21 protein-coding genes are annotated in these 22534 nt (G+C 71.9%); 12 read left to right on the top strand and 9 right to left on the bottom strand.

Annotated elements, in window-relative coordinates; genetic code table 11:
- Nucleotides 1–152 precede the first annotated feature (152 nt).
- Nucleotides 153–1412: a glycoside hydrolase family 10 protein gene (locus tag PUR53_RS34345; RefSeq protein WP_329896857.1), complete on the top strand. Its 1260-nt coding sequence runs from the start codon at nucleotides 153–155 to the stop codon at nucleotides 1410–1412.
- A 177-nt stretch (nucleotides 1413–1589) separates the two neighbouring features.
- Here the strand turns inward: PUR53_RS34345 and PUR53_RS34340 are convergent, their stop codons facing one another.
- Nucleotides 1590–1784 carry a DUF1918 domain-containing protein gene (locus PUR53_RS34340; protein ID WP_329896856.1) on the bottom strand — a complete coding sequence of 65 codons (195 nt, stop codon included), beginning with the start codon at nucleotides 1782–1784 and terminating at the stop codon, nucleotides 1590–1592.
- A 110-nt stretch (nucleotides 1785–1894) separates the two neighbouring features.
- On the bottom strand, nucleotides 1895–2965 hold the full coding sequence (locus PUR53_RS34335) for a DMT family transporter (RefSeq protein ID WP_329910834.1): 1071 nt from the start codon (nucleotides 2963–2965) through the stop codon (nucleotides 1895–1897).
- Between PUR53_RS34335 and PUR53_RS34330 the strand changes: the two genes are divergently transcribed.
- The 3 genes from PUR53_RS34330 to PUR53_RS34320 all read left to right on the top strand — a co-directional run bounded on the left by PUR53_RS34330 (nucleotide 2964) and on the right by PUR53_RS34320 (nucleotide 5582).
- Complete coding sequence (locus PUR53_RS34330; protein WP_329910833.1) at nucleotides 2964–4460, top strand: aminotransferase-like domain-containing protein; 1497 nt, start codon at nucleotides 2964–2966, stop codon at nucleotides 4458–4460. The genes PUR53_RS34335 and PUR53_RS34330 overlap by 2 nt on opposite strands.
- Complete coding sequence (locus PUR53_RS34325; protein ID WP_329896853.1) at nucleotides 4457–4900, top strand: GNAT family N-acetyltransferase; 444 nt, start codon at nucleotides 4457–4459, stop codon at nucleotides 4898–4900. The genes PUR53_RS34330 and PUR53_RS34325 overlap by 4 nt, the downstream gene beginning before the upstream one ends.
- 106 nt (nucleotides 4901–5006) lie before the next feature.
- Entirely contained in the window at nucleotides 5007–5582 is a 576-nt protein-coding gene (locus PUR53_RS34320) for a histidine phosphatase family protein (RefSeq protein ID WP_239752634.1), read from the top strand.
- On the opposite strand, the gene PUR53_RS34315 is transcribed toward PUR53_RS34320, so the two are convergent.
- Complete coding sequence (locus tag PUR53_RS34315) at nucleotides 5527–6042, bottom strand: DUF6314 family protein (RefSeq protein WP_329910832.1); 516 nt, start codon at nucleotides 6040–6042, stop codon at nucleotides 5527–5529. The two genes, PUR53_RS34320 and PUR53_RS34315, sit on opposite strands and share 56 nt — an antisense overlap.
- Nucleotides 6043–6195: 153 nt before the next feature.
- On the opposite strand from PUR53_RS34315, the gene PUR53_RS34310 reads away from it, so the two are divergent.
- Nucleotides 6196–8679 (top strand): alpha-L-arabinofuranosidase C-terminal domain-containing protein, encoded by a 2484-nt coding sequence (locus tag PUR53_RS34310; RefSeq protein ID WP_329910831.1) that lies wholly within the window; start codon nucleotides 6196–6198, stop codon nucleotides 8677–8679.
- A gap of 117 nt (nucleotides 8680–8796) precedes the next feature.
- Here PUR53_RS34310 and PUR53_RS34305 read toward each other — a convergent pair whose 3' ends face one another.
- On the bottom strand, nucleotides 8797–9558 hold the full coding sequence (locus PUR53_RS34305) for a LysR family substrate-binding domain-containing protein (protein ID WP_329910830.1): 762 nt from the start codon (nucleotides 9556–9558) through the stop codon (nucleotides 8797–8799).
- A 95-nt stretch (nucleotides 9559–9653) separates the two neighbouring features.
- Here PUR53_RS34305 and PUR53_RS34300 point away from each other — a divergent pair, with 95 nt between their 5' ends.
- On the top strand, nucleotides 9654–10055 hold the full coding sequence (locus PUR53_RS34300) for a DUF5997 family protein (protein ID WP_329910829.1): 402 nt from the start codon (nucleotides 9654–9656) through the stop codon (nucleotides 10053–10055).
- A 106-nt stretch (nucleotides 10056–10161) separates the two neighbouring features.
- Entirely contained in the window at nucleotides 10162–11706 is a 1545-nt protein-coding gene (locus PUR53_RS34295; RefSeq protein WP_329896848.1) for a hypothetical protein, read from the top strand.
- A gap of 28 nt (nucleotides 11707–11734) precedes the next feature.
- On the opposite strand, the gene PUR53_RS34290 is transcribed toward PUR53_RS34295, so the two are convergent.
- Nucleotides 11735–12475 (bottom strand): VOC family protein, encoded by a 741-nt coding sequence (locus tag PUR53_RS34290; RefSeq protein WP_329910828.1) that lies wholly within the window; start codon nucleotides 12473–12475, stop codon nucleotides 11735–11737.
- Nucleotides 12476–12585: 110 nt separating this feature from the next.
- Between PUR53_RS34290 and argC the strand changes: the two genes are divergently transcribed.
- The 5 genes from argC to PUR53_RS34265 all read left to right on the top strand — a co-directional run bounded on the left by argC (nucleotide 12586) and on the right by PUR53_RS34265 (nucleotide 17559).
- Entirely contained in the window at nucleotides 12586–13626 is a 1041-nt protein-coding gene (argC, locus tag PUR53_RS34285) for an N-acetyl-gamma-glutamyl-phosphate reductase (protein WP_329896846.1), read from the top strand.
- Between the two features lie 112 nt (nucleotides 13627–13738).
- Nucleotides 13739–14890: a bifunctional glutamate N-acetyltransferase/amino-acid acetyltransferase ArgJ gene (gene argJ / locus PUR53_RS34280; protein WP_329910827.1), complete on the top strand. Its 1152-nt coding sequence runs from the start codon at nucleotides 13739–13741 to the stop codon at nucleotides 14888–14890.
- Nucleotides 14887–15801 (top strand): acetylglutamate kinase, encoded by a 915-nt coding sequence (gene argB / locus PUR53_RS34275; protein ID WP_329896844.1) that lies wholly within the window; start codon nucleotides 14887–14889, stop codon nucleotides 15799–15801. Before argJ ends, argB begins: the two co-directional genes overlap by 4 nt.
- The gene (locus PUR53_RS34270; RefSeq protein ID WP_329896843.1) at nucleotides 15798–17015 is read left to right on the top strand and encodes an acetylornithine transaminase; all 1218 of its coding nucleotides are present in this window, start codon (nucleotides 15798–15800) and stop codon (nucleotides 17013–17015) included. The genes argB and PUR53_RS34270 overlap by 4 nt, the downstream gene beginning before the upstream one ends.
- A gap of 7 nt (nucleotides 17016–17022) precedes the next feature.
- On the top strand, nucleotides 17023–17559 hold the full coding sequence (locus PUR53_RS34265) for an arginine repressor (RefSeq protein WP_033532332.1): 537 nt from the start codon (nucleotides 17023–17025) through the stop codon (nucleotides 17557–17559).
- 448 nt (nucleotides 17560–18007) lie between these two features.
- Here the strand turns inward: PUR53_RS34265 and PUR53_RS34260 are convergent, their stop codons facing one another.
- From PUR53_RS34260 to PUR53_RS34245, 4 genes are all read right to left on the bottom strand, one after another.
- Nucleotides 18008–18745, bottom strand: a complete 738-nt coding sequence (locus tag PUR53_RS34260) for an FAD:protein FMN transferase (protein ID WP_443078097.1) — start codon at nucleotides 18743–18745, stop codon at nucleotides 18008–18010.
- 61 nt (nucleotides 18746–18806) lie between these two features.
- Entirely contained in the window at nucleotides 18807–19916 is a 1110-nt protein-coding gene (locus PUR53_RS34255; RefSeq protein ID WP_329910826.1) for an FMN-binding protein, read from the bottom strand.
- 154 nt (nucleotides 19917–20070) lie between these two features.
- Nucleotides 20071–21408, bottom strand: coding sequence for a ferredoxin reductase family protein (locus PUR53_RS34250; RefSeq protein ID WP_329894513.1), 1338 nt, complete (start codon nucleotides 21406–21408; stop codon nucleotides 20071–20073).
- Between the two features lie 168 nt (nucleotides 21409–21576).
- Nucleotides 21577–22164 (bottom strand): pyridoxamine 5'-phosphate oxidase family protein, encoded by a 588-nt coding sequence (locus PUR53_RS34245; protein ID WP_329910825.1) that lies wholly within the window; start codon nucleotides 22162–22164, stop codon nucleotides 21577–21579.
- Nucleotides 22165–22534: the final 370 nt, after the last annotated feature.

Genomic DNA, 22534 nt, shown 5'->3' with positions numbered 1-22534 from the left:
GCCGGCAGATACCCCTGGTGGGGGCCTGCGCCAAACCTGCACGTTACCCGCGACGCCTACTGATCAGTATTCCGGGTGTCACATGGAAGGCTGGTCCGGGATCGGTCCGCGCCGGGGCGGACACGCGGGACGCGGTAGGCGGAGGTACGAGGATGCATCGGAAGCCACGGATGTCACGGCGGGCGTTCTGGGCGACCGCCGCGGCGACCGTCGTGGCGGCGGGCGGGGTGGTGGCGGGCACCGCCATCGCCGGCGGCGACCCGAGTCCGCGCCGCAGGGCCGGCGAGGGCGAGCTGCGCGGCATGTGGCTGGCCACCGTCCTCAACCGGGACTGGCCCTCGAAGGCCGGTCTGACCGCCGCCGAACAGCGCGCCGAACTCCTCGCCCGGCTCGACACCGCCGTGGACCGCCGCCTCAACGCGGTGATCTTCCAGGTCCGCCCCAGCGCCGACGCCCTCTGGCCCTCCCCGTACGAGCCGTGGTCGCAGTACCTCACCGGCACCCAGGGCAAGGACCCCGGCTGGGACCCGCTGGGCACGGCCGTCCGGGAGGCGCACGCCCGGGGGCTGGAACTGCACGCCTGGTTCAACCCCTACCGGGTCGCGGTCCACGCCGACCCGAGCTGGCTGGTCGCCTCCCATCCGGCCCGGCAGAACCCCGACTGGGTCGTCCCCTACGGCGGCAAGCTCTACTACAACCCCGGCATCCCCGCTGTCCGCGCCTTCGTGGAGAAGGCCATGCTCGACGCCGTCCGCAGGTACGCCGTGGACGCCGTGCACTTCGACGACTACTTCTACCCGTACCCGGTGGCGGGACAGGTCTTCGACGACGACGCGGCGTACGACGCGTACGGCGGGAGCTTCCCCAACCGGGCGGCCTGGCGGCGCGCCAACATCGACCTGCTGGTGCGGGAGACGGCGGCCCAGGTCAAGGCGATTCGCCCCGGCACCCAGTTCGGGATCAGCCCCTTCGGCGTGTGGCGCAACGCCGAGACCGACGCGCTGGGCTCGGACACCCGGGCGGGCGTGCAGACCTACGACGACCTGCACGCGGACACCCGGAAATGGGTCCGGGAGAACTGGATCGACTACATCGTCCCGCAGCTGTACTGGAACATCGGCTTCGCCGCCGCCGACTACGCCAAGCTGTTGCCCTGGTGGGCGGAGACCGCCCGGGGCAGCGGGACGCGGCTGTACATCGGGGAGGCCCTCTACAAGGCGGGCGACCCGGCGCAGCCCGCGGCCTGGCAGGACCCGGCCGAGCTGTCCCGTCACCTCACCCTGGCCCGCGACGTCCCGGAGGCACGCGGCCACGTCTTCTTCTCGGCCAAGGAGGTCAAGGAGGACAGGATCGGCGCCATGGCCCGAGTGGTCGCCGACCACTACCCACAGCCGACCCGCACCGCACGCTGACAGCGATCCGCCACAGGACGTTGTTCCAGCCCGGCGGAGCGGCCGCGTCCGCATCGCCTGCCGGCGAGCAGCAGGCATGCCGTCACCGCTCCCGCCGCCCAACGTGGTCGCCGACCACTGACGGCGGTCGGCGGGACCACCTCGCTGACTGGCGGGGCCGGGGTGTCGGGGGTGTCGCTACTCGGGGTCTCCGAGGTGGCGGACGACGGTGTCGGGGCCCGGGGACATCAGTGCCTCGTGCCCGTCGTCGAACCTGACCCGGTAGGGCGGGTTCCCGTTCTGGCCGAGCACCTCCAGGACCTCCGCGGTCCGGTCGTGGTGCCCGACGGTCCTGCCGTGCACCAACAGGGTGTCGCCTTTGGCTGCCTGCATCGGGGGCCTCCTCGTCTCGCACGGGAGTGGCGGTCCGTGACCGCAGTCTATTGCGGGCGGCGCCGAATGGACCGGGGTGAGTACGGCTCTCACGCGCTCCCGCGCCCGACTCAGGCGGACGAGCGCTGGGTGACCGCGATGCAGACCAGTACCGCGGCGGCCGTCAGGGGCGCGGCCGGGGTGAGCTGCTCACCGAGGAGCAGCACCGACCACACCAGTGTGAGCAGCGGCTGCGCCAGCTGCAACTGGCTGGCCTTCGGTATGCCGATCGCGGCCATACCCCGGTACCAGACGACCAGCCCCAGGAACTGGGACCCGGCCGCCACCCACAGCAGCCCGGCCACGCTGTGCGCCGTCAGCTGCGTCGGCTCGTACGACAGGGCCAGCAGCGCGCCCAGCACGCTCAGCGGCAGACAGAGCACCAGGGCCCAGCCGATGACCTGCCAGCCGGGCATCACCCGGGCCAGTCGCCCGCCCTCGGTGTATCCGGCCGCGCACACCAGCAGGGCACCGAAGAGGTAGAGGTCGGCCGTGGTGAGCGAGCCGCCGCTCTGGGTCACGGTGAACGCCAGCACCGCGGCGGCTCCGGCGAGCGCGGCCGCCCAGAAGGTGCGCGAGGGGCGGGTGCCCATGCGCAGTGCCGAGCACAGGGCGGTCGTCAGCGGGAGCAGACCGACCACGACGGCGGCGTGCGCGGTGGTGGAGGTCTGGAGCGCGAGCGTGGTCAGCATCGGGAAACCCAGCACGACACCGGCGGCCACCACCGCGAGCCCGGCCCAGTGCCGACGCCCGGGCAGGGGCACCCGCAGGACCAGCAGACAGACACCCGCGATGACGGCCGCCAGGGCGCTGCGCACGGCGACCAGCGACCAGGGCCCGAAGCCCTCCAGACCCCACGCGGTGGCGGGGAACGTGAGGGAGAAGGCCGTGACACCGAGGGCCGCCTGGAGCGTGCCGCCGACCCGGAGTCGGTGACCGCGCGGGAGCGCGCCGGGGTCGGCCGGACCAGCGCCCAAGGGACGGGTGACGGCGGGATCGGCGCCGGCGGATCGGGTGTCGGTGTGACGGGTGGCGGTGCCCGCGCCGCCTCCCGGAGTGGTCGGCCCCGGCTCGGTGTCCTGCCGCCTGCTCGTGCCCACCGCTACTGAGGAATCGGCGATAGCGCTATTCTTTGCTCTCATGCATGAGCGTAGCAGTGTCGCGGAACTGGTGGAACAGCTACGGAAGGAGCTCGACCGCTACTCCGTGGGTGGAAAGCTGCCGTCGAGCCGCGCCCTCGTCGAGCGGTTCCGGGTGAGCCCGGTGACCGTGTCGCGGGCCCTGGCGCAGCTGTCCGCCGAGGGGCTCGTGGTGACCCGGCCGGGGGCGGGCGCCTTCCGGGCCGGCCCGCGTGAGAGCGGCACGGCGGCCGTGGGGGACACCTCCTGGCAGGAGGTCGCGCTGAGCGCGGACGGCAGCGCCGAGCCGTCGCCCCGCACGGTGGACGCATCCGGGGTCCTGGTCTCGCTCGCCTCCCCGCCGCCCGGCGTCATCGAGTTCAACGGCGGCTATCTGCACCCGTCGCTGCAGCCGGAGCAGGCGATGGGCGCCGCCCTGTCCAGGGCCGGGCGTCGGCCCGGGGTGTGGGCGCGGCCGCCGGTCGAGGGGGTGCCGGAGCTGCGCGAGTGGTTCGCGCGGAGCATCGGCGGGGCGATCACCGCTGCCGAGGTGATCGTCGCGGCCGGCGGCCAGTCCGCCCTGACCACCGCCCTGCGCGCCCTCGCGCCGCCCGGGGCGCCCGTACTCGTGGAATCGCCCACGTACCCCGGCATGCTGGCGATCGCCCGGGCGGCCGGCCTGCGCCCCGTGCCGGTGCCGGTGGATGCGGACGGGGTCAGACCCGCCCTTCTCGCCGACGCGTTCAAGGCGTCCGGCGCCCGGGTCCTCGTCTGCCAGCCGCTCTTCCAGAACCCCACCGGTGCTGTCCTGTCGGCCGACCGCAGGGGCGAGGTGCTGCGGATCGCCCGAGCGGCGGGGGCCTTCGTGGTGGAGGACGACTTCGTACGTCGTCTCGCGCACGAGGACGCGGGGCCCCTGCCGCGGCCCCTGGCGGCCGACGACCCCGACGGCGTGGTCGTGCACGTCTCCTCACTGACCAAGGCGACCTCGCCCAGCTTCCGGGTGGGCGCGCTGGCCGCGCGGGGCCCGGTCCTGGAACGGCTGCGCGCCATCCAGGTCGTCGACACCTTCTTCGTGCCGCGTCCCCTTCAGGAGGCCGCCCTCGAACTCGTCGGCTCGCCCGCCTGGCCCCGCCATCTCCGGTCGGTCGCAAGGGAGTTGAAGAACCGGCGGGTCGCCCTCGCCTCCGGGCTGCGGTCGCGCCTGCCCCAACTCGCCCTGCCCCACATCCCCTCCGGCGGCTACCACCTCTGGCTGCGCCTCCCCGACGGCACTGGGGGCACCTCCCAGGCTTTCGGCCCTGGGGGAGAGTCCGCCCTGGTCGCCGCCGCCCTCCGCGCGGGTGTCGCCGTCACCCCCGGCCGCCCCTACTTCAGCGCCGAACCCCCGGCCGGCCACCTGCGGTTGAGCTTCGCGGGCGTCGCGAACGCGGGCGAGATCGCGGAAGGGGTACGTCGTCTGGAGGAGGCCGTAAACGGTTCGACAGCGGGCTCCCGGCCTGCGAACGTCCTGCCATGAGCGACGAGTCGAACCCCACCGTCCCCCCGGGCTACGAGATCTCCGACGATCCCGGACGCATCGACGTCGAACGGGTCCACCACTGGCTGTCCACCGACGCCTACTGGGCCCTCGGCCGCGCCCGCGAGAAGCAGGAGAGCGCGATCGGAGGATCCCTCAACTTCGGGGCGTACGAGGTGGGTTCGGGGGAGCAGGTGGCGTACGCGCGGGTGGTGACCGACCGGGCCACTTTCGCCTGGCTCTGCGATGTGTACGTCGCCCCGTCGGCGCGCGGGAACGGGCTAGGCACCGCGCTGGTCGCGGCCGTGCGCGAGCACCTGCGGGCGTACGGGCTGCGGCGCGTCCTGCTCGCCACGCACGACGCGCACGGCGTCTACGCGAAGCTCGGGTTCGAGCCGCTCGCCAAGCCCGACCAGTGGATGGCGTTGGTGTTCGAGTGAGGGAGCGGGTGCGGCGACGAGTGCCTGGCGCGCAGGACGGAGTACCCCGGGTAACTCCTGAGTAACGCCTCTTGACCTGCGCAGAACCCCGTTCCACCATCGCCGCATGCATCTTCGGGTCACGTTCGTCGCCGCCGCGCGCTGCTCCTCGCTGCTCGCGGAGCGTTTCGAGGACGACCGGCCGCTGGACCAGGCCGGCTGGGACGAAGTGCAGCGCGCCGCCCATGAGCTGGTGCCGCTGGCGGCGGCCGAGCTGCGCTACTGCTCGCCCACACCCCGTAGCCGGGCCACCGGGGACGCCCTCGGCTACGCGCCGCTGGCCCAGCCCGCGCTGCGGGACTGCGACATGGGCCGCTGGCGCGGCTTCACGCTGGGCGAGGCCATGGCGCGGGAGCCCTCGGCCGTGGACGCCTGGCTCGCCGACCCGCACTCCACCCCGCACGGCGGCGAGTCACTGATCGGCTTCATCTCCCGCATAGGCGGCTGGCTCGAGACCCGCCCGGTGGCCGAGGGCGGCCGGGTCGTCGCGGTGGCCGAGCCGTCCGTGCTGCGCGCCGCCCTGGTCTACGCGCTGAAGGCCCCGCCGTCGTCGTACTGGAACATGGACATCCGTCCGCTGTCGACGGTCACGGTCGCGGGCCACGCGGGCCGCTGGAACCTGCGGCTGGGTGCGGCGCAGTAGACGCGGGGGCTCCGGTCGACCGGTCGCGGGTGTAGTCGGTGACCAGGAGCAAGTCCTTCGCGGGGCCGCCGACCCGCCAGGTCGTCCGCCAGCGGTCCTCGTCGTACACCTCGAACTCGCCCCGGTAGAGGTCGGCGACGCAGGGATGGTCCGTGCGCCACCGCCCGGTCGTCAGATCAAGGTCGTGGAAGGGACGGCCGTCGGCGAAACGGACGTCCGCCGTGCCGGGCACGGCCCCCGGGAGGAAGCGCAGGGTGCGTTCCGCGGGGCGCGGGACGCCCTGCCAGACGAAAGTTCCGGATTCCCGGTGCAGAAGACCGCCGTCGTCCAGCGGGCTGAAAACGGTCGTCCCGGAGAACTCCCCCTCGGCACCGTTCGCGAGGTCCCGCACGGACCGTTGGAGCCGCCAGCATCCGCGGAGATGGACCAGCACCTCCGGAACTGGCAGGAAAGCGCTCATCCGTCTTTCACTTCCGATCACTTCCGACACTTTCGGTGCCGTGCGACCCGTTGACGCTGTCTCGGTCACCTCCCTATCTTGCCGTTCGACGTGCTGATCATCGTCCGATATTTCGAATAACTCCAGACCCCCACCCCGAGCCGCGGAGTATCCATGTCACGCAGCACCCGCACCCGTTGGAGACTCGGCCTCACCGCCACCGCCTTCCTGGTGGCCGCCGCCTCCGTCCCGGCCCCCGCGCACGCCGAGGACGTCACCGACTACGCGATCACCGTCGACCCGGCCGCCAAGGGCGCGAAGATCGACGACACGATGTACGGCGTCTTCTTCGAGGACATCAACCGGGCCGCCGACGGCGGTCTCTACGCCGAACTCGTGCAGAACCGGTCCTTCGAGTACTCGACCGCCGACAACCGCGCCTACACCCCGCTCACCTCCTGGACCGTCGACGGCACCGCGCAGGTCGTGAACGACGCCGGCCGGCTCAACGAGCGCAACCGCAACTACCTTGCCCTGGGCGCCTCTTCGGCCGTCACCAACGCGGGCTACAACACCGGTGTCCACGTCGAGGAGGGAAAGAAGTACGACTTCTCCGTGTGGGCGCGCGCCGACGCCCGCACGACGCTGACCGTCACCCTCCAGGACGCCGACGGCACGCTCGCCGAGGCCCGCCGGGTCGCAGTCAAGGGCGGCTGGGCCAAGTACCGGGTCTCGTTCAAGGCGACGCGGACCAGCTCCGACGGCCGGCTGACCGTCGCCTCCGCCGACGCCGTCGCCCTCGACGAGGTGTCCCTCTTCCCGCGCGACACCTACAAGGGGCACAGGAACGGCCTGCGCAAGGACCTCGCCGAGAAGATCGCCGCACTGAAGCCGGGCTTCGTCCGCTTCCCCGGCGGCTGCCTCGTCAACACCGGTTCCATGCAGGACTACAGCGAGGCCTCGGGCTGGGAGCGCCAGCGCTCGTACCAGTGGAAGGACACCATCGGCCCCGTCGAACAGCGCGCCACCAACGCCAACTTCTGGGGCTACAACCAGAGTTACGGCCTCGGCTACTACGAGTACTTCCAGTTCTCCGAGGACATCGGCGCGATGCCGCTGCCCGTGGTGCCCGCCCTCGTCACCGGCTGCGGCCAGAACAGGGCCATCGACGACGAGGCCCTGCTCCAGCGGCACATCCAGGACACCCTGGACCTCATCGAGTTCGCCAACGGCCCGGTGACCAGCAAGTGGGGCAAGAAGCGGGCCCAGATGGGCCACCCGAAGCCCTTCCACCTCACCCACCTCGGCGTCGGCAACGAGGAGAACCTGCCGAACGAGTTCTTCGCCCGCTTCCAGAAGTTCCGGGCCGCCATCGAGGCGAAGTACCCCGACATCACGGTGATCTCGAACTCCGGCCCCGACGACACGGGCACCACCTTCGACACCGCGTGGCAACTGAACCGCGAGGGCAACGTCGACATGGTCGACGAGCACTACTACAACAGCCCCCAGTGGTTCCTCCAGAACAACGACCGCTACGACTCGTACGACAGGAACGGGCCCAAGGTCTTCCTCGGCGAGTACGCCTCCCAGGGCAACGCCTTCAAGAACGCCCTCTCCGAAGCCGCGTTCATGACCGGCCTGGAGCGCAACGCCGACATCGTGAAACTGGCCTCCTACGCACCGCTCCTCGCCAACGAGGACTATGTGCAGTGGCGTCCCGACATGATCTGGTTCAACAACCACGCCTCGTGGAACTCCGCCAGCTACGAGACGCAGAAGCTCTTCATGAACAACGTCGGTGACAGGGTGGTGCCGTCGACGGCCACCGGCACACCGGCGCTGACCGGCCCGATCACCGGAGCCGTGGGCCTGTCCACCTGGGCCACGACGGCGGCGTACGACGATGTGACGGTCACGGCCGAGGACGGTACGAGCCTGCTCAGCGACGACTTCAGTGGTGACGCCTCGAAGTGGACCCACACCGGCGGCGGCAGCTGGAGCGTCCAGGACGGCCAGTACGTGCAGAGCGACGTGGCCGCCGAGAACACCCTGGTCACGGCCGGTGACACCGCCTGGCACGACTACGACCTCAAGGTGAAGGCCACCAAGAAGTCCGGCAAGGAGGGCTTCCTCGTCGCCTTCGGCGTCAAGGACACCGGGAACTACTACTGGTGGAACCTCGGCGGCTGGAACAACACCACCAGCGCGGTCGAGCAGGCCGTCGACGGCGGCAAGTCCTCACTGATCTCCAAGCCGGGCACGATCGAGACGGGCCGTACGTACGACGTCGAGGTCAAGGTGCGCGGTCGCCAGGTGACCCTGCTGCTGGACGGCAAGGAGTGGGGGAGCTTCACCGACGACAAGCCGGCGGAGCCGTTCCGGCAGGTGGTGACGCGGGACGCGAAGACGGGTGACCTGATCCTGAAGGTCGTCAACGCGCAGGGCGTGGCCGCGCGGGCGGCCATCGACCTCGGGGGTGCGAAGGTGCGCTCCACGGCGCGCGTGACGACGCTGACGGCCGCGCCGGACGCGGTGAACACGGAGACGGCCACGCCGGTGGCGCCCGTGAAGTCCACGTTCTGGGGGGTGGCCGAGGAGTTCAGCTACACGTTTCCGGCGAACTCCGTGACGTTCCTGAGGATCAAGAAGCGGTGACGGGGGGAGCGGGCCGGGCTTTGTGAGCCGGGTGCGGGTGGGTGGGGGCTGGTCGCGCCCGCGCGGCGGAGCCGCATGATCGACACAGCCCCGCCCCGGACTGGGCCTTCGGCCCATCTATGAGCGGCGGCGGGGCTTTCCGGGCCTGCCGCCGCTCTTGGCGTTCCGCTGGCCGCGGGCCGTCGTGGGCTGGCGGCGAGTGGGGCTCGCTGCCGGGCGCTTCGGTTTCTGCTGCGGCTTCTTCTCCTCCGCGGGCTTGGCGCGGCCCCGTGAGCTGTTGACGGTGCGGCCCCGGACGATGCCGATGAAGTCCTCGACCAGGTCGGTGGTCGCGTCCTGGGGCCAGGACAGGGCGACACGCGACTCGGGCGCGTCCGTGACCGGGCGGTAGGTGAGGTCCTTGCGGTGGTGGAGCCGGGCCAGCGACTGGGGGACGACGAGCAGTCCGATCCCGGCCGCGACCAGCTCGATCGCGTCCGCCGTGGTGGCGGGACGCTCGAACGCCGGTTCTCCGGGCGGGCGCTCCCAGTCGAGGGTGTCGTCCAGGGGGTGCAGCACGACCTCGTCCGCCAGGTCCTCGCAGCTCACCTCGTCGACCGCGGCGACGACGTGATCCTGGGGGATCACGACCACCGTGGTCTCGGTGTAGAGGGGGATCGCGCTGAGGTCGGTGTCGTCCACCGGCAGCCGTACGAAACCGGCGTCGGCGCCGCCGTCCCGCAGCACCCCGAACGCCTCGGCGGCGGACACCTGGAGGAGCGTCAGGGGGATGTCGGGCAACCGCTCGTTCCAGATCCGCACCCACTTGGTGGGCGTCACTCCCGGAACGTAGGCGAGCCGGAACGAGGGGAACGAGGAGGATGCTTCCGAGCCTGTCACGTGACCAGGCTAACGGGCGGGCGGACGGGCCCGGTCATCACCGCCGGGCAGCCGTGTGGTCGGCGGTCGCGCAGCCGCTCGATACCCTTGACCCCATGACGTCGCACCAGACCGCCCAGACCATGAAGCCCGCCACCGCGGCGAAGAAGCTGGGTGTGTACCTCCAGGCCACGCCCGCCGACTTCCAGGAGGGCGCCGTCTCGCGCGCCGAGCTGAGCGCGCTGCAGACGAACCCGCCGACCTGGCTGGAGGAACTGCGCCGCAACGGCCCGCACCCCCGCCCGGTGGTCGCCGAGAAGCTGGGCGTCTCCATCGCGGGGCTCGCGCGCGGTGGAGTCACCGAGCCCCTCACCACCGAGCAGATCGAGGCCCTGAAGCAGGACAGCCCCGAGTGGCTGCAGAAGGAGCGCGCCACCCAGGCCGAGGTCCGCAAGGAAGGCGCCCGCATCAAGAAGCGCAACGCCGAGCGAGCGGCCCAGGCGGACGACCGGAGCTAGCGCCGAGGTAGGCATCGCGTCGCGGCAGGCATCGCGGTGCGGCAGGCATCGCGGCGCGGTGAAAATCACGAGCCGCGCGGCCGGGGCCCGGGGCAGGATGCCCCCTGTGAATCCCCTCCTGTGCGGGCTCGCCGCCAATCCGGCTCTGCCCGCCGCGCTGGTCGACCGGCTGATCGGGCTCGCGGACGCCGATCTCGACGACGAACTCGCCCGCCGCGACGACCTCACCCGGGCGCAGGCGATCACGCTGGCCTCGCGGGACGAGAGCAACGGGGTGCGGCTGGCCTACGAGGGCACGCTGACCGCCGCCGACGTCGACCCCACCGCACAGCCGCGCATCGCCCTCGCCCTGCTGGACGAGGGCGTCGGCGACCCGCGGTGGGCCCGTCTCCTCGCCGCGTCCGCGGCCGTCGAGCTCCGGGAGCGGCTGGCCGCCTGCTCCGGCCTGCCGCCGGACGTGGTGGAGATCCTCGCCGCGGACCCGGACATCCAGGTCGTCGCGGAGCTGGCCCTGTGGGCCGAGCCGGACGTGGCCGCACGGCTCGCGGCGCATCCGCACGCCGAGGTCCGCCGCGCGGCGGCGCTCAACGAGGCCACCCCACCCGAGGTGCTGGCCGCCCTCGTCGCCGGCGAGGATCTGCCTCCCGTCCGGCACTGTCTGGTCTGCGACCGCGAGGAACCGCCGTTCACACACCGCCCGGACTGCCCACGGCTCGACTGCGATCTGCGGCCGGGCGCCGCCTGCGACGGCTCCCACGAGTCCACCGCCCTCGAGATCCTGCGGGCGGTCCTGGAGAACCCGGCCACACCGGCGGAGACGGTCGCGGCCTTCGCCGACCATCCGTCGACGCTGCTGCGCTGGGCGGTCGCCGCCCGTCCCGGCCTGCCTCAGCAGACGTACGCCCGGCTCGCCGTGGACCCCACGCCCGGTGCGCGCGCCGACCTCGCCGCGAACCCCGCGATCGACGACACCCTGATCCGCGCACTGGCCGACGACACCTCGCCCGACGTGCGGCGCGCGCTCGCGCACAACCCACGGGTGCCGCTCGACGTCCTCGCGGAGCTGGCCGCCACCACCCGGATCGGTACCACGCCGCTGCCGCGGATCGCCTCCGCCACGGCCGCCGAGGTCGAGGAGCTGGCCCGGTCGCCGCACGCCGCCGTACGCATGCTGCCGGCGCGACGGCGTGATCTGCCGGCCGGCGTCCGTGACGCGCTGGCCGACGATCCCGACGCCAAGGTGGTCTCGGCCGTCGCCGCGCATCCCGGTCTCGCCGAGGCCCGACTGCACGCCATGGTCGACCGGCACGGTGTCCAGGTCCTCACCGGGGTGGCGGCCAACCCGGACGCGACCCCGGCGTTCCTGGAGCGTGTGGCCCGGCACCGGCCACCGGTCCGCAAGGCGCTCCGCGCGATCGCCCAGCACCCCCGGGCGACGCCCCCCGCCCTCCTGCCGTGTCTGGCGGACGAACGGGCCAGGCCCCTCGCCGCCCGCCACCCGGCGCTCCCGCCGACGGTCGTCGTCGAACTGCTCTCCGACCCGGCCGACCCGGTGGCGGAGGCCGCGGCCGCCAACCCGTCCCTGCCGCTCGCCGTGATGGACGAGCTGACCCGGAGGCCGACCGGTCGCAGGGCTGAGGGGTTGGGGTGACGGTCAGGGGTGGTCGCGGCTCCCGCGATCAGGACGGTGCGAGGACGCAGAACTCGTGACCCTCCGGGTCGGTCAGGCATGTCCACGGGACGTCGCCCTGGCCGACGTCGAGGTCGGTGGCGCCGAGGGCACGCAGCCGGGCCACCTCGGCGGCCTTGTCGTCACCGGGACACGGCAGCAGGTCGAGATGGACGCGGTCCGGCACGGGAGCCGAGGCGGGCGTGCGGAGGAACTCCAGGTAGGGGCCGACCCCCTTGGCCGAGCGCAGCACGGCCTGGTCGTCGGTGACCTCGTGCACGGCCCAGTCCGTCGCCCCGCCCCAGAACCGGGCCATGGCCCGCGGATCCGCGCAGTCGACGACCACGGCGGCGATCGGGCCGGTGTCCCGGTAGACCTCCCGGGGCTCCAGCACACAGAACTCGTTGCCCTCGGGGTCGGCGAGGACGGTCCACGGCACATCGCCCTGGCCCACGTCGGCGGGCGTCGCGCCGAGCGCCCTCAGCCGCGCGACCAGCTCCGCCTGGTGCGCCTCGGACGTGGTGGCGAGATCGAGGTGCGTACGGTTCTTCGTGGCCGTCTTGCCCTCGGGGACGGGAACGACGTCGACGCCGACCGCGACCGGGTGCGGCCAGACCAGGCCGCCGACGGGCCCGACATAGGTGGTCACCCCGGGGCTGTAGGCGGTCCAGCCGAGCGCCTCCGCCCAGAACCGTCCGACCGCCCCGGCGTCGAGAGCCTTGATGTTCACGTGCACGGGTCGCAGCGCCATGCCGACGATCTTATGCGCCCGCTCCGGCCGACCGTCGCGCCTGCGACGGACGCAAGATTGCATAAACGTGCATCGAAACGTATAGTCATGCCATCCAAGAGGAGGGTTCCATGGCGGTACGCGTGGCGGTGGCGGGAGCGAGTGGTTATGCGGGCGGCGAAGTGCTGCGCCTGCTGCTCGCCCACCCCGAGGTCGAGATCGGTGCACTGACCGGCAACTCCAACGCGGGCCAGCGCCTGGGCACGCTGCAACCGCACCTGCTGCCGCTGGCCGACCGGGTGCTCCAGGAGACGACCGCCGAGGTGCTGGCGGGCCAGGGCCGACGGCATGATGTCGTCTTCCTCGCGCTGCCGCACGGGCAGTCCGCGGCCGTGGCCGAGCAGCTCGGCCCGGACGTGCTCGTCGTCGACATGGGCGCCGACTTCCGGCTGAAGGACGCGGCCGACTGGGAGAAGTTCTACGGCTCGCCCCATGCCGGCACCTGGCCCTACGGCCTCCCCGAACTACCGGGTGCCCGCGCCGCGCTGGAGGGGTCCAAGCGCATCGCGGTACCCGGTTGCTACCCCACGGCCGTCACCCTGGCCCTGTTCCCGGCGTACGCGGCGGGCCTCGCCGAGAACGAGGCCGTGATCGTCGCCGCCTCCGGCACCTCCGGCGCGGGCAAGGCCCCCAAGGCGCATCTGCTGGGCAGCGAGGTCATGGGGTCGATGACCCCGTACGGCGTCGGCGGCGGTCACCGCCACACGCCCGAGGTGATGCAGAACCTCGGCGGTGTCGCTGGCGAGCCGGTCACCGTGTCCTTCACCCCGACCCTCGCACCGATGCCCCGCGGCATCCTCGCCACATGCAGCGCGAAGGCGAGGCCCGGCGTCACCGCCGAGGCCGTGCGCGCGGCGTACGAGAAGGCCTTCGCCGACGAGCCGTTCGTCCATCTGCTCCCCGAGGGACAGTGGCCCGCCACGGCGTCCGTCTACGGTTCCAACGCCGTTCAGGTGCAGGTCGCGTACGACGAGGCCGCGGGCCGCATCATCGCGATCAGCGCCATCGACAACCTCACCAAGGGCACCGCCGGTGGCGCCCTCCAGAGCATGAACATCGCCCTCGGACTCCACGAGACGACGGGGCTTTCCACGATCGGAGTCGCACCGTGAGCGACGCACGTGCAGCCACCGGGCCGCAGACGACGACGATGGCCGCACCGCTGCGCTGCACGGGCGACAGCGACATCAGCCGCTTCCGCGGCGGGGCGAACGAGGAGATGCAGTGAGCGTGACGGCAGCCAAAGGGTTCACGGCGGCGGGGATCGCCGCCGGGATCAAGGAGAACGGCAACCCGGACCTGGCCCTCGTGGTCAACACCGGGCCCCGCCTCGCCGCCGCGGGCGTCTTCACCTCCAACCGCGTGAAGGCCGCACCGGTCCTCTGGTCCGAGCAGGTCCTCAAGGGCGGCCGGGTCTCCGCCGTCGTCCTCAACTCCGGTGGCGCCAACGCCTGTACGGGCCCCAAGGGCTTCCAGGACACCCACGCGACCGCCGAGAAGGTCGCGGACGTCCTCGGGCACAGCGCCGGTGAGATCGCCGTCGCCTCGACCGGCCTCATCGGCGTGCTCCTGCCCATGGACAAGCTGCTCCCGGGCGTGGAGACGGCCGCCGCGGCCCTGAGTGAGCACGGCGGTGAGAAGGCCGCCATCGCCATCAAGACCACCGACACCGTGCACAAGACGTCCGTCGTCACCAAGGACGGCTGGACCGTCGGCGGCATGGCGAAGGGCGCCGGCATGCTCGCCCCCGGCCTCGCCACCATGCTCGTGGTGCTCACGACCGACGCGGACCTGGAGAGCGAGGTGCTCGACAGCGCGCTGCGGGCCGCCACGCGGACGACCTTCGACCGGGTCGACTCCGACGGCTGCATGTCCACCAACGACACCGTGCTGCTGCTCGCCTCCGGCGCCGCCGAAGTCACCCCGGACCACGCGGAGTTCGCCGAGGCCGTGCGCCAGGTCTGCGACGACCTCGGACAGCAGCTCATCCGGGACGCCGAGGGCGCCAGCAAGGACATCAAGGTCGAGGTCGTGAACGCGGCGACCGAGGACGACGCCGTCGAGGTGGGCCGTTCCATCGCCCGCAACAACCTCCTCAAGTGTGCCATCCACGGCGAGGACCCCAACTGGGGCCGTGTCCTGTCCGCCATCGGCACCACGTCCGCCGCCTTCGAGCCGGACCGCCTCAACGTCGCCATCAACGGCGTCTGGGTCTGCAAGAACGGCGGCGTGGGCGAGGACCGCGACAACGTCGACATGCGCTACCGCGAGGTGCACATCGTCGCCGACCTCGCCGCCGGTTCCGAGACCGCCACGATCTGGACCAACGACCTCACCGCCGACTACGTCCACGAGAACAGCGCGTATTCCTCATGAGCAACACACCCGCGCGGAAGCACACCGCCCTCCCCAAGGCCCAGATCCTCATCGAGGCGCTGCCCTGGCTGGTCCGGCACAACGGCAGGACCGTCGTCATCAAGTTCGGCGGCAACGCCATGATCGACGAGGACCTGAAGGCCGCGTTCGCCCAGGACGTCGTCTTCCTGCACCACGCCGGCATCAAGCCGGTCGTCGTCCACGGCGGCGGTCCGCAGATCAGCGCCGCCCTCGACAAGCACGGCATCGTCAGCGAGTTCAAGGCCGGCCTGCGCGTCACCACCGAGGACGCCATGGACGTCGTCCGCATGGTGCTCGCCGGGCAGGTGCAGCGCGAGCTGGTCGGCCTGCTCAACCAGCACGGACCGCTCGCCGTGGGCCTCACGGGCGAGGACGCGCACACCATCACCGCCACCAAGCACCAGCCCGAGATCGACGGCGAGTTGGTCGACATCGGGCGGGTGGGCGAGATCACCGCGATCGACACGGGCGCGATCGAGGCACTCCTCGCCGACGGCCGGATCCCGGTCGTCTCGTCGATCGCCCGTAGCCAGGACGACGGACATGTCTACAACGTCAATGCTGATACGGCGGCTGCGGCACTCGCTGCTGCTCTGGGCGCCGAAACCCTCATGGTCCTCACGGACGTCGAGGGCCTCTACGAGGACTGGCCCAACAGCGACGAGGTGATCAGCCGCCTCACCGCTTCCCAACTGGAGAAGCTGCTGCCGGAGTTGTCCTCCGGCATGGTGCCGAAGATGCAGGGCTGCCTGCACGCAGTACGGGGCGGTGTCAACACCGCCCGCGTCATCGACGGCCGGGTCCAGCACTCGATCCTGCTGGAGATCTTCACCGACGAGGGCATCGGCACGATGGTCGTGCCGGATGCGGAACAGGGGGACGCCGAATGACCGCCAACGAGGAGCTGACCCAGCGGTGGCGGGGCTCGCTCATGAACAACTACGGCACCCCGAAGCTCGCCCTGGTCCGCGGCGCGGGCACCCGGGTGTGGGACGCCGACGGCAAGGAGTACGTCGACTACGTCGGCGGTATCGCGGTCAACGCGCTCGGCCACGCCCACCCGGCGGTCGTCGAGGCCGTCAGCACCCAGATCGCCTCCCTCGGCCATGTCTCCAACCTGTACGTCGCCGAGCCGCCCGTCGCGCTCGCCGAACGGCTCCTGGAGCACTTCGGGCGCGACGGCAAGGTCTTCTTCTGCAACTCGGGCGCCGAGGCCAATGAGGGCGCCTTCAAGATCGGGCGGCTGACCGGGCGGACCCACATGGTCGCCACCGAGGGCGGCTTCCACGGCCGGACCATGGGCGCCCTCGCCCTCACCGGCCAGCCCGGCAAGCAGACCGGTTTCCATCCGCTGCCCGGTGACGTCACCCACGTCCCCTACGGCGACGCGCAGGCCCTGGCCGCGGCGGTCACCGAGGAGACGGCCCTCGTCATCATCGAGCCCGTCCAGGGCGAGAAGGGCGTCGTCGTCCCGCCGGCCGGTTATCTGAAGGCCGCGCGGGCCATCACGGCCGCCACCGGCTCGCTGCTCGTCCTCGACGAGGTGCAGACCGGCGTCGGCCGTACCGGGCACTGGTTCGAGTACCAGGCCCACGAGGGCGTCCTGCCGGACGTCGTGACCCTCGCCAAGGGCCTCGGCGGCGGACTGCCGCTCGGCGCGACGGTGGCCTTCGGCCGGGCGGCGGACCTCCTGCAGCCCGGTCAGCACGGCACGACCTTCGGCGGCAACCCGGTCGCGTGCGCCGCCGGACTCGCCGTCCTGGAGACCATCCGGGCGGAGGGACTGCTGGAGAACGTCAAGCGGCAGAGCGAGAAGTTGCGGAACGGGATCGAGTCCCTCGGGGACCCGATGATCGACTATGTCCGTGGTGCGGGCCTTCTGCTGGGTATCGTGCTCACCGAGCCCCTCGCGCCCCTGGTGCAACAGGCCGCTCAGGACGCCGGTTTCCTGGTGAACGCGCCCGCCCCCGATGTCGTACGGCTGATGCCGGCGCTCACGATCGGGGACGCGGAGGTGGATGCCCTCCTCCAGGCGCTGCCCGGTGTCCTCGACGCGGCGCGGGCGGCGCACGAAGCCAGTGGGGACGGACGAGCCGGAGAATGAGACGACGATGAGCCAGGCGCAGGAGCACGACCAGGCGGGGCCCGCGGTGCCGCAGACCCGTACCGCACGCCATCGGCGGATCGTGGACATCCTCAACCGGCAACCGGTGCGGTCGCAGAGCCAGTTGGCGAAGCTGCTGTCCGACGACGGGCTGAGCGTCACGCAGGCGACGCTCAGCCGGGACCTCGACGAGCTGAACGCGGTGAAGATCCGCAACACCGACGGCGACCTCATCTACGCGGTGCCGAGCGAGGGGGGCTTCCGTACGCCTCGGGCGCCGCTGGGGGAGTCGGCGAAGGAAGAACGGATGCGGCGGCTCTCGGCGGAGCTGCTGATCTCCGCGGAGGCCTCGGCGAACCTGGTCGTCCTCCGCACCCCGCCGGGCGCGGCCCAGTTCCTCGCCTCGGCCATCGACCAGGCGGAACTCCACGACATCCTGGGCACGATCGCGGGCGACGACACGCTGCTTCTGATCAGCCGCGATCCGGTGGGGGGGCAGGCCTTGGCCGACCATTTGCTGAGGTTGGCGCAGAACGGGCACTGAGGGGGAACCGGCGGGGGGCTGGGGGCACCGGGGGCTCGGGGGCGCCGAGTGGTGGTGAAAGCGGCTACCGAAGGGGGTGCTCGGGCCGGGACGCCGACTGCGGGTCCGTCGTGGCCGGTCGCGCAGTTCCCCGCGCCCCTGAAAAGGGGCTTCGCCCTTTTCCCGGCCTGTCGTGCCGTCGACGCGAGTCCTCGCCCACGCCGCCGCTCTTACAGTCCCACCCAGCCGCCACCCCCACCCGCGGACCGTCGGGCCGTCGACGCGGATGCTCGGCCCGCAGTCCCACCCAGCCGCCATTTCCCTCCCCACCGCGGGCAGTCGTGCCGCTGGGGCGGCACGGGTGGGCGCGGCGGCACCCTGTCAGCGCCGGTAAGCGTCCCGCCCCCCCGCTCAGCTCCCGCGCGCGGGTCCCGCTCAGTCCGAGCCCGCCCCGTTCAACCGACCCCGCTCAACCCAACCGCCTGGCCAAACCCCCCGTGCAGCGGACCTCGTCGCCCGCTGTGATCAGTAGGGCCTCCGTGTCCTCCAGGGATTCCAGCCACGCCAGCCCCTCCCGGGAGCCCATCGCGAACGCGGCCGTGGCCCAGCAGTCGGCCCAGGTCAGGCGAGGGGCGACCACCGTCACCGAGACGAGGTCCGTGACGGCGGACTTGCCCGTGCGGGGGTCGACGATGTGCGCTCCCCGCTCGGCCGTACCCGACGTGGCCACCGCCAGCCGATCCGCCCCGGCGGCCGTGACGACCGCCGCCAGCCCCCCGGGCCGGAGGGGATCCGCGACCCCGACGCGCCACGGTCGGTCCGGCCCGGGCACACCGCACAGCTGCACATCGCCACCCCCGTTCACACTCACCCCGACCACCCCGGCCTCCACCAGCCGCGACGCGGCCCGCTCGGTGGCCCACCCCTTCACGAGGCCGGTCGGATCGAAGCGGCCCTCGTACGTCGCGCTGAACCAGCCGTCACTCAACCGCTCGGCCTCGGCGCACAGTTCGAGCACCTCGGCGACCTCGGCATCGCACTCCTCGATCGTCGCCTCGCCCCGGGCGAGCCGGGAGATCTGGCTGTGCTCGCGGTAGGTGCTGAACACCTCGTCCACGGCGTGGAGCCCGGCCACCGCCTCCTCCAGCGCGGCCTTGACCGCCCCGGGCTCGCCTCCCCGGATGTCGAAGGAGAAGACGGTGCCCATGACCTCCTCGGCGTGCCGCAGTTGGGCGGGCGCGGCGGCCCCGGCGGGTTCGGCCACCGGATCAGCCGGCCTGGTCCAGCGCGGACTGGAGGGACTGCTTGTAGCCACCGCTGGTGTACGTGGCGCCCGAGACAGCATCGATGTCAGCGCTCCCTGCCGAGACGGCGTTCTGGTTGAGCTTCGGGATGGCGTTGCCGCTGATCTGGGTCGAACGGCCGCCGCTGGGCTGCTGCAGCGCCTCGGCGTTGGTGATCTTCCCGTCGGTGACCGTGACCCGGACCTGGACCGGCCCGTAGTCCGTCTGGATGGCGGAACCGGTGAGCACCTGGGTGCCCGTCGCCTGCCCGCCCCCGGCCCCCGCCCCGCTGCTCCCGGCGTCCCCGCCGGCCTCGGCACCGCCGCCCGCGTCCTGCGAGCCGCCCGCCTCGACCTCGGAGCCGGAGCCCTGGGCCTTGCCGGCCTGGTCCAGCGCGGCCTGCAGGGACTCCTTGTAACCGGCGCTGGTGTACGTGGCACCCGACACGGCGTCGATCTCGGCGCTGCCGGCCGCCACGGCCGCCTGGTTGAGCTTCGGCACCGAGTCGCCGGTGATCTGGGTGGAGCGCCCACCGCTCGGCGCCTGGATCGCCTCGGCGTTGGTGATCTTGCCGCCGCTGACCGTGATCCGGACCTGGACCGGCCCGTAGTCGGTCTGCACCGTGGTCCCCGTGAGCACCTGCGCGCCCGAGTCCTGCGCCTTGCCGGCCTGGTCCAGCGCTGCCTGGAGGGACTCCTTGTAACCGGCGCTGGTGTACGTGGCACCCGACACGGCGTCGATCTCGGCGCTGCCCGCGGCCACGGCCGCCTGGTTGAGCTTGGGGATCGCGTCGGCGCTGATCTGGGTGGAGCGCCCGCCGCTGGGCTGCTGCACCGTCTCGGCGTTGGTGATCTTGCCGCCGTTGACGGTGATCCGGACCTGGACCGGCCCGTAGTCGGTCTGGACGGCGGTGCCGGTGAGGGTCTGCGCTCCGGCCGCCACCCCGCCCTGTGCCGAAGGAGCGCCCCCTGCCGCTCCCGCCTGGACCGATCCGGCCGGGTCGGAGGCCGGCTTCAGCGACAGCAGCAGCACGATGCCGGACACGGTGGCGGCGGTGGCGAGCAGGGTCCGCCGGATGGGGTGGCTCTTCTTCATCGCTCCTTCAGCTCCTGAAGTGTGAAGTCTCGCGGGGGAGACCCGGGGCGAACCCACGGGAAACCATGGCCAGAAGTCGGGGTGGGGCAGGTCGTGGTGACCGACGGCTGGAACGGCCGGTCGGAGGGGGAACCGCGGCGAGCGGCCCCGTCGCTCACATCTCGAACGACTCGTGGTGGATGCGCCGGGTCGGGACGCCCGCGCCGCGCAGGGCCTCGTAGACGCCCTGGGCGAAACCGGGCGGCCCGCACAGGAAGACGTCGTGGCTCTCGATGTCCGGGATCTTGCGGCGCAGCGAGTCCGGTGAGATGTCCGGGCGTTCGCCGTCCGGGCTGTTCACCGCGTACATCAGCCGCGCCCCGCGCTCCTCGGCGATCAGCGCCAGCTCGTCCCACAGGGCCAGGTCCTGGGTGGTGTTGGCACGGTAGAGCAGGGTCAGGTCACCGGCCGCGCCGGGCAGCGTCTCGAACAGGGCTCTCATCGGCGTGATGCCCACACCACCGGCCACCAGCAGCACCTTGCCCCTGCTGCGCTTGCCGGCCGTCAGCGCCCCGTACGGGCCCTCGGCCCACACCCGGGTGCCGGGCTCCAGATCGCGCAGGGCCGTGCTGTGGTCGCCGATCGCCTTGACCGTGATGCGCAGCATGTTGGGGCGGGGCGCCGCCGACAGCGAGTACGGGTGCGAGCTGAACCGCATGCCGGGGGCGAGGAACCGCCAGCGGAAGAACTGCCCGGCCTCCGCACCCATCCGGTGCAGCTTGCGCCCGCTCATCAGCACGGAGACGATGCCGGGCGACTCCTCGATAACCGCCTCGACCCGCAGCCGGTGCCGCATGTTGAGCCGGATCGGCGTGATGATCCGGTACCAGAGCACCAGCGCGGTCACCGACCCGTACAGCGCGTACCAGCCGGTCTTCGCGGCGGGCGTGACGGCGAACTCGTTGCCGGTGGAGATCTGGTGCCAGAACGTCAGGAAGGTGGCCGCGTAGGTCAGCAGGTGCGTGTGGTACCAGAAGTCGTACGGGATCCGCTTGCGCACCGGACCGATCGACATCAGCCCGATGAGCACCAGCAGACCGGTGCCGATGGCGGCCTTGCCCATGTCCGGGAGCTGGTTGATGGAGTCGATGGTCTGCTGCAGGATCGCGGTGTGGGTGAGACCGGCCTGCAGCGCGTAGCCGTACATCGTGAGGACGACGTGCGCGACGACCAGGCAGAGCGTGTAGCGGCCGGTCATCGCGTGCCAGCGGGCGACCCGGTCGGAGCCGACCCGGCGTTCCAGCGCGGGCACCCGGGCCATCTGGAGCACCACCAGGGCCATCATGTAGCCGCCGAGGAGACCGGTGATCCGGCCGGCGTTGACCATCTTGCTGCCCTGGTCGGCGATGGAGGGCGTGTTGTCCCACCACAGCCACACCACCGCGGCCACGCCCGCAAAGAAAATGATCAGCAGCGGGACTGCGGGGGAGCGGCGAGGTCGGATGCGGCGCATCGTCTGGCGGCGCGCGGCGCGACCTCCGGCGATCGTGGACACGGTTCCTCCGTGGTGGGCTGGACCCTTGGCCCACACGTACGTGCAGGGAGTGCCGTGCGTTCAACCGTGTGAACAACTGTCTTGCGGAACGATCGCTACCGGAGGGCGGCGGCGGGCCCCGCCCCGTCAGACGCCGGAGGGCGGCAGCGGCAGGGGCAGCCCGGGAAGGCCGTCCATGCTGGTCGCTATGTGCTCCTTGGAGCTGAAGTACGCGCTGAGCGAGTCGTCGTCCTCGCGCCCGAAACGCCGGCCGTGCAGATCGCGCTCCTCCTCGTACGCCATGAACGGCACGGCGTAGCCGCAGCTGTCGCGGATGTGTTCGGCACGGACCACGATGATCGCGCGCAGGCCGTGCGGGGTGGGGTCGATGTCGGGGAAGCGGGCGAGGAGTCCGGCGAAGCGCGGGTCGTCGCGGAAGACGGCCTCGCCCGTGCCGTGCACCCGCACGATGGTGGGCGGTCCCTGGAAGGCGCACCACATCAGGGTGATCCGGCCGTTCTCCCGCAGGTGCGCGATCGTCTCCGCGTGGGAACCGGCGAAGTCCAGGTAGGCGACGGTTCGTTCGTCGAGGATCACGAAGGACCCCCTGAGGCCCTTGGGGGAGAGGTTGACCATGCCGTCGGCGGCCAGGGGTGCGGTCGCGGTGAAGAAGAGGGGCTGGGCCTCGATGAACGTACGCAGGCGGCCGTCGATGCGCTCGTAGGTCTTTCCCATGACTAACGATTATCGACGGAGAAGCTTCGCCTGTCTAAGGAATTGGGCTCGCAGAAACGGGTTCCGGGTGGATCCCCTTGCTGGGATCCACCCGGAATCAGGTCTTCCATGGCCGCCCCGGCCGGCGCGCGGGGCGGCCACGACCCCTGTCACTCACCAGGAGGGCAGGAGGGCAGGAGGTCGCTCGGGCCGAGGCCGTGGACTACTGGTTGAGCTGGCAGGGGGCGAGCGCCTCCAGGCCCTCGGGCTTGGCGGCGGCGCGGCCGATGGCGGTCTCGATGCGGTTCAGCGTGGCGACGCGCTTGTCCTCCAGCGGGCCGAGGATGGCGTTGTTGACGAAGTTGGCACCGCCCTGGCCGACGGTGTCGAT

Source organism: Streptomyces sp. SP18BB07, assembly GCF_036322545.1.
Lineage (GTDB): Bacteria > Actinomycetota > Actinomycetes > Streptomycetales > Streptomycetaceae > Streptomyces > Streptomyces deccanensis.
Note: the sequence above shows the minus strand (reverse complement) of the source record. Positions and strands in the feature narration are given on the sequence as shown.